The organism is Candidatus Levibacter sp. Uisw_134_01 (assembly GCF_047717795.1).
In the GTDB taxonomy this organism is placed as follows: domain Bacteria; phylum Pseudomonadota; class Alphaproteobacteria; order Puniceispirillales; family Marisalimonadaceae; genus Marisalimonas.
On sequence record NZ_CP159808.1, the window covers coordinates 1,302,309 to 1,314,820 of the forward strand.

At 34.3% G+C, this 12,512-nt stretch carries 9 protein-coding genes; 6 read left to right on the top strand and 3 right to left on the bottom strand.

Annotation, left to right across the window (positions count from 1 at the left end; all coding sequences use genetic code 11):
• Nucleotides 1-24 precede the first annotated feature (24 nt).
• Both ABXT66_RS06760 and ABXT66_RS06765 read left to right on the top strand, forming a co-directional pair.
• Nucleotides 25-573 carry an NADPH-dependent FMN reductase gene (locus ABXT66_RS06760; protein WP_443642727.1) on the top strand — a complete coding sequence of 183 codons (549 nt, stop codon included), beginning with the start codon at nt 25-27 and terminating at the stop codon, nt 571-573.
• A gap of 27 nt (nt 574-600) precedes the next feature.
• On the top strand, nt 601-993 hold the full coding sequence (locus ABXT66_RS06765) for a YciI family protein (RefSeq protein ID WP_443642728.1): 393 nt from the start codon (nt 601-603) through the stop codon (nt 991-993).
• A 10-nt stretch (nt 994-1,003) separates the two neighbouring features.
• Here the strand turns inward: ABXT66_RS06765 and ABXT66_RS06770 are convergent, their stop codons facing one another.
• From ABXT66_RS06770 to ABXT66_RS06780, 3 genes are read right to left on the bottom strand one after another with little or no spacing between them, the layout of a single operon-like run.
• A complete protein-coding gene (locus ABXT66_RS06770; protein WP_443642729.1) occupies nt 1,004-2,638 on the bottom strand; it encodes a long-chain-fatty-acid--CoA ligase in 1,635 nt (544 codons plus the stop codon).
• Nucleotides 2,639-2,686: 48 nt separating this feature from the next.
• Nucleotides 2,687-4,438 (bottom strand): hydantoinase B/oxoprolinase family protein, encoded by a 1,752-nt coding sequence (locus tag ABXT66_RS06775; RefSeq protein ID WP_443642730.1) that lies wholly within the window; start codon nt 4,436-4,438, stop codon nt 2,687-2,689.
• The gene (locus ABXT66_RS06780; protein ID WP_443642731.1) at nt 4,438-6,507 is read right to left on the bottom strand and encodes a hydantoinase/oxoprolinase family protein; all 2,070 of its coding nucleotides are present in this window, start codon (nt 6,505-6,507) and stop codon (nt 4,438-4,440) included. The genes ABXT66_RS06775 and ABXT66_RS06780 overlap by 1 nt, the downstream gene beginning before the upstream one ends.
• Nucleotides 6,508-6,648: 141 nt before the next feature.
• Here ABXT66_RS06780 and ABXT66_RS06785 point away from each other — a divergent pair, with 141 nt between their 5' ends.
• Genes ABXT66_RS06785 through ABXT66_RS06800 form a run of 4 tightly spaced genes read left to right on the top strand, consistent with a single transcriptional unit; the run spans nt 6,649 to nt 12,512 of the window.
• Nucleotides 6,649-7,506: an FAD binding domain-containing protein gene (locus tag ABXT66_RS06785; RefSeq protein WP_443642732.1), complete on the top strand. Its 858-nt coding sequence runs from the start codon at nt 6,649-6,651 to the stop codon at nt 7,504-7,506.
• Nucleotides 7,499-10,246: a molybdopterin-dependent oxidoreductase gene (locus ABXT66_RS06790; protein ID WP_443642733.1), complete on the top strand. Its 2,748-nt coding sequence runs from the start codon at nt 7,499-7,501 to the stop codon at nt 10,244-10,246. Before ABXT66_RS06785 ends, ABXT66_RS06790 begins: the two co-directional genes overlap by 8 nt.
• Entirely contained in the window at nt 10,224-11,648 is a 1,425-nt protein-coding gene (locus ABXT66_RS06795) for a 6-hydroxynicotinate reductase (protein ID WP_443642734.1), read from the top strand. Before ABXT66_RS06790 ends, ABXT66_RS06795 begins: the two co-directional genes overlap by 23 nt.
• 9 nt (nt 11,649-11,657) lie before the next feature.
• Nucleotides 11,658-12,512: a UPF0280 family protein gene (locus ABXT66_RS06800; protein ID WP_443642735.1), complete on the top strand. Its 855-nt coding sequence runs from the start codon at nt 11,658-11,660 to the stop codon at nt 12,510-12,512.

Genomic DNA, 12,512 nt, shown 5'->3' on the forward strand with positions numbered 1-12,512 from the left:
TCATAACAAGTGGAGATTTAAAAGATGAAAAAAAATATTTTTATAATAGGTGGTAGCCTAAGGAAGAAATCATACAACAAATTTCTAGCATCTAATCTAATTGAGATTGGGAAAAATGATTTTAATTTTGAGATATTCTCTGATTTTAACTTGCTACCAATGTATAATACTGACGATCATTCTGAAAATGATTGGCCTTCGGCACTTTTAGAAATTGGAGATAAAATTAAAAATGCAGATGGGGTTATTTTTATAACGCCAGAATATAATTTTTCAGTGCCTGGTTATTTAAAAAATTGTATTGATTGGATTTCCAGACTACCTAACCAACCACTTGACAAAAAACCCGTTTGTATACAATCCGCTTCTTTAGGACCACTTGGAGGAGCTAGAGTTCAATACCATCTTCGTCAAATCCTTGTGTTTTTAAATGCACGAGTTATGAATAAAAATGAAATATTTGTAACATTTGCTAAAACGAAGTTTGATGAAACAGGTAAGTTAATTGATGAGCAAACAATAAATTTTATCAAAGATCAACTTAATGGATTTAAAATTTTTATAAACGAATAAAATTGATACTTTATAAAGGAGAATAAGATGAGCGTTCCAAAGGTTACAAAACAAGATGTTCTAAACGCATCAAGTGAAATGCTTAATAAAGATTTATATGTCGTTTTCACAAAACCTGAAAATGGAATGAAAGCCGTTATGGAAAACTTAGAAGAACACTTAAAGTTCCAAGTTTCTCTCGAAAAAAATGGGGTCATGTTTGGAGCTGGTCCATTTTGGGAAGATAATGAAATCGATTGGAATGGAGAAGGAATGGTGATAATTAGAGCAAACTCTCTTGATCATGCAAAGCAAATTGCTGCTTCCGATCCAATGCATCAATCAGGCGCAAGAAATTTCACCGTTAGACCGTGGCTCTTAAACGAAGGTAACATTCAAGTTTCATTAGATTATTCAACTGGAAAATTTAAGTTAAAATAAGTTTTTTCTGTCAACTTATTCTATGACCACCAAATTGATCTCTTAATTTGTTTTTTAAGATTTTACCTGTAGCTCCTAAAGGAATTAAATCTGTAAAAATCACATCGTCAGGTATCATCCATTTGGCAATTTTACCTTCGTATATTTTTAAAATATCATCCTTTGATGGCGATTTTTCAGGCATAGATTGAACAATTAGAATAGGTCTTTCTTCCCATTTTTCGTGGGGAACAGAAATAACAGCAGCGTTAGCGACCTCTGGATGACCAACGCATATATTTTCTAGATCGATAGAACTTATCCATTCACCACCAGATTTAATAATATCTTTTGTTCTGTCGGTAATAGTCATAAATCCATTCTCATCTATTTTCGCAACATCACCTGTATCAAACCACTCTCCTTCAAGAAATCTATCCTTTTCAGAAGTATCATTATAATATTCCTTTAAAACCCAAAATCCTTTTGATAGCAGTCTGCCTTGAGTCTCCCCGTCTTCTGGTAAATCGTTGCCTTCATCATCAACTAATTTCATTTGATGACCAAAAATAGTTCTACCTTGTGGAATTTTTTGATCATAATATTCAGTCCTATTTTTAGGCTCTTCAGCTAATGCGGGCATATTTACAGTTCCAAGTGGGCTCATTTCTGTCATGCCCCATGCATGAATTACCTCTGCTCCAAATTCATCTTCAAATCCTTCAAACAATGTTCTTGGACAAGAAGATCCACCTATAACCAGTCTTTTAACTGTATCTATTTTTTTGCCAGAATCCCTTAAGTGATTTAATAATAAAAGCCAAATAGTAGGAACACCAAGGGAAATAGTTACCTTTTCTGCGTTCATAAGATCAGTTAAGCTTTCACCATCTAGCTTCGCACCAGGAAAAACTATTTTAGTGCCACACATTGGCGCCGCATAGGGTGTGCCCCAGGCATTAACATGAAACATTGGAACAACTGGGAGCACTACGTCTTTAGCTCCGTACGGGACTACATCTTTTAAGTTCATACCATAAGCATGAAGAACTGTAGATCTATGTGAATAAAGAACACCTTTTGGATTACCTGTTGTTCCAGAGGTGTAGCATAAGGATGAAGCGGTTTTCTCATCTAATTGTGGCCAAATAAATTGGTCAGTTTCATCTTTAATAAAATCCTCATAACATATTACTTTTATATCATCTTTGATTTTAGGTTTTACCATATTCTTAGCGTCAGTCATGACCACTATGGCTTCAACTGTTTTAAAGTTTACAGATGCTTTTTCTATCAATGGTAAAATATTCAAATCAACACATAAAACTTTGTCTTCTGCGTGGTTAACAATATAGGAAACTTGGTCAGGGTGTAACCTAGGATTAAGTGTGTGACATATAAGCCCACTACAAGAAGTTGCGTAATATATTTCTAAGTGTCTATAACCATTCCATGCTAAAGTTCCAACTTTATCACCTTGTTGCAGATTTAATAATTTTAGAGCATTAGCTAATTTCTTAGTTCTTTTACCCCAATCTGAATAATTATATCTATGAATGCCACCCTCAACTGTATTAGATACAATCTCTTGTTTTCCATAGTTTCTAACGGCATGTTCAAAAATACTTGAAATTAACAAAGGATGATCCTGCATCAAACCTAACATATAACTATCTCCAAAATTTAGACTTAATAAATTCTATCTAGCATTACTCTATAATATTTTTTTATTTTTTCGCAAAAGTTTTGTTTCTTTTTGATTAATTTCGTAATCTTTTTCGTTAACATATACTCCAAAAAGTTGAATTGCTTCTTCTATAGAATATTTTTTTTCTATGACATCTTTTAATACCAACAGCTCATCTCTTTCAAATGGAAGGCCATAACCTCCGCCTCCAGGTGTTTTTACATGAACTGTGTCACCTTTTTTTAGCTGAATATCCTGCTCTTTAGACAAATGAACAGGGGTGTAAACTTTTTTTGATTGCTCGACATTAACAATGTTAACTTGACCATCCTGGCCTCCCATAGCTCCTTGAGGGCCAAATCTGCCATGATCCATTACAAAACTTGCTTGAGCATTATTACATAAAATCTCTAACTTATAATCTAAACCAAAACCACCTCTTTGTTTGCCTGCGCCTCCTGAACCTTCATGAAGAGCGTAATGGTGATACAAAACTGGAAATTTTTGTTCCATTATCTCTACAGGTGGAGCTTTGGATATGCCTATAGTTGAACATCCATTAGCAAGGCCATCGTGATCAGAATTACCGCCATACCCCCCACCAGATAATTGATACATAACAAAGTCGCTATTTGCATCTTCATTAAAACCACCCAAAGCAAAATTTCCACTTGTACCTGCGGGTGCTGCAGTGACCCTTGATGGAAGGACTTCAACTAATGCGATAAACACTGCTTCAGCAATTCTTTGTGAAACCTCTGCTGCACAACCAGAAACAGGTCTTGGATAATGAGCATCTAAAAATGTGTTTAATGGTCTTTTAACTTTAAGAGGAATAAAAGCACCACCATTTATAGGAACTTCTGGGAAAATGTGTCTCATAGCTAAGTAAACAGAACTTAAAGTAGTAGCTAAAACAGAGTTCATTGGGCCCTTACATGGCTTAGATGAACCAGAAAAATCAAATTCTAATTCTTCTTCTTTTTTGGTAATTGATAATTTAATTTCTAGAGGTTCGTTAACTACCCCATCAGAGTCAACCCATGCAGAAGATTTGTAAATACCATCAGGTATTTCTTGTATCATTGACTTCATTTGATCTGAAGCTGCATTTCTTAACTCAACTATACTTTTTTCTACAACATCATCACCATATTTGTCTAAGAGTATATTTAGACGTTCTTCACCAACTAAGAGAGCGGCTTCTTGAGCTTTTACGTCGCCAATTCTTTGGTCGGCAACACGAATATTAGAGCAAATAATTGAGTAAATTTCATTGTCAAGTTTACCTTTTTTAAAAAGTTTGACTGGAGGTAGCCTTAAACCTTCTTGTTCTACAGCTGTCGCAGAAGCTGAAAACCCACCTGGGACACTTCCACCAATATCAGGCCAATGTCCAGTATTAGATAACCAACAAAAAATTTTACCTTTTCTAAAATAAGGTTTTACAAACCTTACGTCCATTAAGTGTGTTCCTCCAAGGTAAGGATCGTTAACAATGTAAATGTCATCCTGATTAGGTTTATCTACTTTGCCTTCGTTTATTAACCTAATAAGCTCTCTTGTAGAATACTCCATAGTACCAACAAAGACGGGCAACCCTCCAATTCCTTGGGCAATAAGGTCACCACTTTCAGCGGCATAAATACCATCTGAACGGTCATTTGCTTCTGAAATAACTGGAGAAAAAGCTGCACGAGAAAACGTTAAATCCATTTCATCACAAACCTGTTGAAGGCCTGCTTGAATAACAGATAGTGTTATTTTATCTATACCCATTAAAAATCACCTACCTCAATAAATATATTGCCTAAATCATCCCCATAGGCCTCATCATTTGGCTCTATTAAGGTTGTCGTATCCATTTGTTCAATTATTGCAGGCCCTTTAATTTTAAATTGAAATGGTAATTTGTCTCTAGAATAAATTGGTGTATTTAAAAATTTATCCTTAAAGAAAACTTCTCTATATTCTAATATAGCATCTTCTGCTTCATCCACTTTTCCAGATATATTATTTAATAATGCAAGGTCTAAAGGAATTTTATGGCCTTGAACCGTAGTGTTGATATTAACTATATTTGCTTTGATCTGAGGGAGTTCAACTTTAAATCTTATTAAATAGGCATCTTCAAAACTTTTTTGTATATATTTTAAATCTGGTTTTGAATCATCTAGATTAATTCTTAAAATGTGGGTTTGACCAATAAATTGCATATCAAGACTGAAACTTGAACTGATTTTTGTGAGTTCAAGACCTTGTTTTTTGATTAACTCTTCTCCTCTTTCTTTTTGTTTTTTAAAGATAGTATGTAAATCAACAACATTAACTTTTTCAACAGGAATATTTAAAGTCTTAGTAAAATCTTGTCTTAAATCAGCAATAACACAACCTAGTGCATTCGTAATTCCTGGTCGAGCTGGTACTAATACTTTTGGGATACCCAGTTCTTTTGCCAAAGAACTAGCATGTAATGGACCAGCACCTCCAAAAGCGAATAAAGTGAAATCCCTTGGGTCAACACCAAGTGAAATGGAAACCATTCTTATAGCACCTGCCATTTTTGTATTAGCAATTTTTACAACTGCTTGAGCAGTTTGAACTTCATCAAGCCCTAGTCCTTCGCCCAAAGCAGAATTAAAAATATTTTTAATTTCATTTAAAGAGACATTTTTTTTCTCTGAAATTATTTTAGATATATTCAATCGACCAAGAAGAAGATTTGCATCCGAAATAGTTGGTAAAGTTCCACCATTACCATAACAAATGGGACCAGGTTTAGAACCAGCACTTTCTGGACCCACTTCTAGTAAACCCGCCAAATTTAATTTAGCTATTGAACCGCCACCGGCTCCTACTGTTCTTACATCCACCATAGGAACGTGAACGGGCATAGCATATTCAACCTCTAAATCACTAGAAACAGATGGCTCATTTCCAATAATTAGAGCCACATCAGTTGAAGTTCCACCCATATCATATGTAATAATATTATTAATTCCAGAGGATTTTCCAGTATGCGCAGCAGCAATGACACCAGAAGCAGGTCCAGACATTACTGTTTTTGCTGCCTCTTCAACTACTAATTTTGACGAAATAGTGCCGCCATTACCATTCATAACAAGTAATTCACCAGTATATCCATTCGAAACAAGTTCTTTTTCTAATTTATTAAGATATTTTTCTAGTATAGGTTGAACACTAGCATTAATCGCTGCTGTAACACCTCTTTCATATTCTCTATTTTCAGAGAGTAATGAATGGCCCATTGTTATATAATTATTAGGCCATATTTTTGAAATTATTTCTAAGGCCATAAGTTCATGTTGGTTGTTAGCATAGGAGTGAAGAAAATGAATAACAATAGACTCACAACCCAATTTTAGAAGTTTTTTAGTAGCATTAATTATTTCAATTTCTGAAAGTGACTTAATAACTTTTCCACTAGCATTAATTCTTTCATTAACTTCATAACGTAAGTCTCTGGGTATTATTGGAACAAATTTTCCTAACATGCCATAAGAATTAGGTCTAGTTCTCCTACCTAATTCGATCACATCTCTAAAGCCTTTAGTTGTAATAAAACCAGTCTTAGATAACTTTCGCTCTAATAAAGCATTGGTAGTAGTAGTAGTTCCATGAACAATTAACTTTACTTTTTCTAAGTCAAGTTCAGCCTTCTTGATTGCATTCATAACTCCAAAGGCCTGATTTTCTGATGATGTTGGAACTTTTGCAAATTCTATAAAATTATTTTTTTTGTTAACGTATATTAGGTCTGTGAAAGTTCCACCTACATCTATGCCTAGAACATTAAACTTTTCAGAATTTGTTTTATTTATTTTCATATTTCAAAACCAATAGATTAAAACATAATAAAATTTATTTTAAATAATTTACAAAAAATTGTTAGATCATATATTGTGATTATCATCAATCATTGTTAAAAAAATAAATGAAACTCGGTTTTAGAATTAGTTAGAAATTTAGTGTATTACAGACCTGAAAATATAAATGACGCAATTACTACTCTGTCTAAAGGGGAACTGACTATTGCAGCAGGATGTACAGACTTATTTCCAACAACTCAAGAAGATAGTCTCGGCAGTAATATTTTAGACATATCAGCTATCAAATCATTAAAGAGTATTACTATTGAAAAAGAATTCCGAAGAATTGGCTCAGGAGTAACTTGGACAGATCTTGAAAATGAAGAATTACCAAATTGTTACGACATGCTTAAAGAATGCAGTTTACAGGTAGGATCAAGGCAAATTCAAAATTTAGGAACTATAGGAGGCAATCTATGCAACGCTTCCCCTGCTGCAGACGGTGTCCCTTGCCTTTTATCATTAGATGCATCAGTTGAACTGATATCAACAAATGGAAAAAGAATTTTAAAATTAGACGATTTTATTAAAGGCTCTAGAAATACAGAATTAAAGAAAAACGAAATATTATCTGCAATTCTTATTCCTGAAAAAGCTGAAAGAGGACATTCATCTTTTGTTAAGTTAGGCGCACGAAAATATTTAGTTATTTCCATTGCAATGGTTGCATGTAAAATTAACTTAGATGGCGATGTTATATCTGACATTGCTATATCTATAGGCTCTTGTAGCGCTGTTGCCAGAAGATTAGGAGAACTAGAAAACACTTTAATTGGGAAGAACGTAAATTCTGACTTAACTCAAGATATTTATAATTTTGATTACAAAAATCATATATCACCAATTAATGACATAAGAGGAACTGATGCATACAGACTTGAAGTAGCTAAAGTTTTGGTAAAGAACTCGATTATAGATACTATCAAAAAATTTAAAAAAAAAGGCCAATATGAATAATGCTAAAATTGAAATCAATTTTTATTTAAATAATAAAAAGCAAAATTTATTAGTAAATCCCTCTGATAGAGTTAGTAAAGTTTTGAGAGAGGACTTAGGCTTAATGGGCACAAAAATAGGCTGCAATGCTGGAGATTGTGGTTCTTGTACAATTCTTGTTAATGATGAGCCAGTTTGCGCATGTCTGATGACAGTTGCAAAAGCAGAAAAAAAGAATATTCAAACTATTGAAGGGTTAAGCTTAAATGGAGTGAGCAGCCTTCAAAAATCATTTCTAAAATATGGAGCAGCACAATGCGGAATATGCACACCTGGTCTTTTAGTAACAGCTACAGCTCTTCTTAAAAAGAACTCAACTCCAAGTAAAAAGGAAGTTGAAGAAGCCTTATCAGGTGTTCTATGCAGGTGTACTGGTTATCAAAAAATTATAACTGCCATTATGAACGTAAATTCTGAAGAGGAAATAGAACCCGTCTTTCATAATGCTGTAGGAAAAAGAATTCCTAGAATTGATGGTTTAAAAAAAGTTTTAGGAACAGAAATATATGGAGCAGACTATTGGCCTGAAGATTCACTTTACATTAAAATCGTTCGATCACCATATCATAGAGCAAACTTTGAATTTGGAAATTTAAAGCAATGGCAGCTTGAAACTGAGGGTTTAGATATTATTCTGACTGCTAAGGATATACCTGGAGAGAATAAATTTGGAGTTATACCAAACTTCGCTGACCAACCTGCTTTAGCAGTTTCGGAAGCAAGGTTTAAAGGTGAAGCTGTAGCGATTATTGCAGGTACCTATAATTCAATTGGTAATTTAAACATGGATAAGTTTCCAATTAATTGGGAACCTTCAACAGAAAGCCTGTCCATTAAATCATCAAAAGATAAAAATATAGATAACATTCATTCCGATAGAGAAAATAATTTATTAACTGTTGGTAAAGTGATCTCTGGAGACCCTGAAACTATTATCAACAAATCAACTTTTCAAGTTTCAGGAAATTTAGAAACTTCTTATGTGGAGCACGCTTACATCGAACCTGAAGCTGGAAGTGCTTGGATGGACCATGATACTTTGGTAATACAGGCTTGTACACAAGCTCCTATTATGGACCGTGACGACACAGCTAATATACTTGGTTTAAAAAAAGAAAATGTAAGGATTATTCCAGCAACTGCTGGAGGAGGCTTTGGATCAAAATTGGATGTTTCTATTCAGCCACTATTAGGCTTAGTAACATTAAAAACTAAAAAGCCTTGTAGAATAGTATACACTCGAAATGAATTAATGATATCTACAACAAAGAGACATCCATCTGAGATGCAAGCCTCTGTTTCTGCAGATAAAAATGGTAAAGTTTTAAGTATGATTTTTGATGGTGATTTCAACACAGGTGCATACGCAAGCTGGGGACCGACAGTTGCAACAAGAGTTCCAATACATGCAAGTGGTCCATATTACACTCCAAATTACAAGGCTGTTGGAAACGCATTACATACCAATGGTCCTGTTTCTGGAGCATTCAGAGGTTTTGGAGTTCCTCAAGCTGCAGCTCTTCAAGAAACTCTATATGATCAACTAGCAGATATCTGTAAAATTGACCAATTAGAATTTAGAAAAATAAATGCTCTTAAAGACGGTCAAAAAACAGTTTGTGGACAAGAACTTTATGGTGTCGGCATATATGAATGCTTGGATGCCCTATCAGAAACATGGAAAGAAGGTCTTGAGAGAATAAAAAAATTTAATGAACATTCTAAATTTATAAAAAAAGGTATAGGTTTGGGGTCTTGTTGGTACGGCTGTGGTAATACGGCCCTTCCAAACCCTGCTACTATTAAAATTGGAATAGATAAATTTGGACAACTTTTTTTACACCAAGGGGCTACAGATATAGGTCAGGGATCTAATACAGTTATAACACAAATATGTGCGGATGCTCTAGGAGTATCTATGGAGACATTTAACTTAATTGGTCCTGATACGCATTTAACTCCCGATTGTGGAAAAACATCTGCTTCTAGACAAACTTATATTACGGGAAAGGCAGCAGAATTATCTGGAAAAAGTATGCGTAGTAAAATTTTAAGATTAAGCAACATGGGCCCTGATGCAGTTATTGAAATTAAGAACCAGTCAATTTTTGTTAAACATAAAGAAAAAGAACAAAGACTTGAACTTAAAGACATGATCCCAGATAAAGATAACTATGTATTATCGTCAATTGAGACTTATGACCCTCCAACAATACCACTTGATGAAAATGGTCAAGGAAAACCTTATGCAGTATATGGATATGGCGTCCAAATGGCTGAAATAGAAGTCAATAAAGAGCTTGGCACAATAAAAGTTGAAAAAATTACAGCTGCTCATGATCTAGGCAGAGTTATCAACCCATTATTGGCAGAGGGACAAATTGAAGGTGGAATTGCCCAAGGTTTAGGGCTAGCTTTAATGGAAGAATACATTCCAGATAGAACAGAAAATTTGCACGATTATCTTGTCCCTACTATAGGTGACATGCCAGAAATAAAGAGTATTTTTATTGAAAAACCAGATCCAGAGGGACCGATGGGCGCGAAAGGGTTAGGAGAACATGTTTTAATTCCAACAACACCTGCAATCTTAAATGCTCTTAGGAATTGTACTGGCGCAATTATTAAAAAACTTCCAGCGCTTCCTCATAGAGTTTTAGAGGCTATATCGGAGGCTAATGTTGACACAAGAAAAAATTAGATGTGACGCATGCCCAGTAATGTGTTTTATCGCCGACGGTAAATCAGGTGCTTGTGACAGGTATGCTAATGAAAATGGAGAGATCATTAGACTAGACCCTTTAGTCATTTTAAATAATCAAATAGAAAAAGGGGAACAAGTAAAACCTTTTCTTAAAGCTGATTGGAATGGTGAAACTACAGAAAATGATAATACTTTTATAACAGCCATTGGGTCAGGTACCACTTATCCAGACTATAAACCTGCTCCTTTTATCTTCAACAGTAAAGTAGATGGTGCAGATTTTATTACTGTAGTTACTGAAGCAATATTTTCGTATTGTGGAGTAAAAATCAAAATTGATACTGACAGACATTTAGGGTCTGAAAGAGCAATTGTTAGACATAAAGGCGAAGCTATAGGACATGTCATGACAAGTGAATATGGGTCACAAATGCTTTCATTAGGTGGAGTTGACCACTTGACCGGTGGTACTAAAGTTGAAGGTCGAGTAACTTGTGAAGCTTTGATGAACTTATGCAACAAAGAGGCAATAGAACTATCAATTGATGAAGGTCTTACAGTTATCGTTCAAGCAGGAAAGCCACCAATTATTGAAGGAATAGAAGAAACTAAAATGAGAGTTGGATGTGGATCTGCTACAATAGGAATGTTTGCATCTCAATGGATTGGTCTTGTTGATGAGGTTGTTGTAGTAGATGACCATATTACAGGTGTTGTTTCAGAGCATCAGGCTGGCAAAGTATTAGATTGGAAAAGTACAGGTATTTCAGTAAAAGGAAGACGATCTACTCCTGGCAGATATTTTCAAGTTGCAAACCCAGGCACGGGATGGGGTGGCACTGATATTCAAGACCCATTAACAATTTTAGGCACTTGGAATGAGAAAAAAGGTGCTGTACCTGGATTAACTATTCTCATGGTCTCTACAACTGGTGAGAATTACTCTTATTACGAACTAGACAATGAATTGATCCCCAAGAAAAAAAAATTACCTGCAAATCTAAAATCAAGTGTTGAGCTTATTAAAGAAAATTGTGAACCCGCTCTTTGCACCGTGATGTTTGTTGGAGGTGCTGGTGGATCACTTAGATCGGGTGTTACCAAGAATCCAATTCAGCTAACTAAATCAGTTAAAAACAACGAAACTAATATAACATGTGGAGGAGCTAAAACTTATATTTGGCCTGGTGGTGGAATTACTCTTATGGTTGATGTTCATGAAATGCCTGATAATTCATTTGGATATGTACCTACTCCTGCGATTGTAGCTCCTTTAGAATTCACCATTGATAGAAACAAATATAAATCAATTGGTGGACATACTACAAAAATAAGGTCAAAAAAAGATATAATTGAAAATGGTGGTGAATATGGAAACAAAAAGTCCTTCTTGTCCTAACTTTCACTAATGCTTATCAAAGAAAAAGATAATAGACTGTTCCTTAATCATGGTCCAATAGATATAGTTCTTGAAGCTTTTGGAAAAGATAAACCTTTAGCATATGAAAAAGCAAAAAAATACTTTAGTACTTTATTGAATGAACTTGTCTTAGATATGGACTTACTTAAAAAAGAAGTAGTTCCGCATAGAAATTTTAATAATAAAATTTCTCAGAGCATGCAAAATGCAACTGAAAAGTTCTATCCTGACTTTATAACCCCAATGGCTGCTGTAGCTGGATCAGTAGCTGATAATATTCTAAATGTTTTAGTAAAAGATACTAAGCTTGAAAAAGCCTATGTAAATAATGGTGGGGATGTATCATTTTATTTAACAGAAAATCAAACCGTTAAAAGTAGCTTGGCATCCATTCCAAACATTATTGCAGAAATTGATTATAAAGATAAATCCAGAGGTATTGCTACATCTGGATGGAGAGGACGAAGTTTTTCTCTTGGTATAGCAGATTCAGTTACTGTCTTAGCGGATAATGCAGCAATAGCTGATGCTGCCGCAACGATGATTGCTAACTCTGTAAATATAAAAAATCACCCTTCAATTATTAAAAAACCTGCCGAAGAAATTTATGAAGATAGTGATTTAAAAAATTTAATGGTTACGGTTGAAGTTGGTGATTTAAAACAATCAGAGATCGAAGACGCATTAAGAAATGGAAATGAAGTTGGTAAAACGTATCTTGAAAATGGCTTGATTAATTCAGCTTTGATTGAGTTGCACAATTGTTTTTGTATTGTACAAAAGGAATCAACTAATTTAAACTTTATTAACAAATCTAGTTTGAAAAAAATTAATTACGTTTAA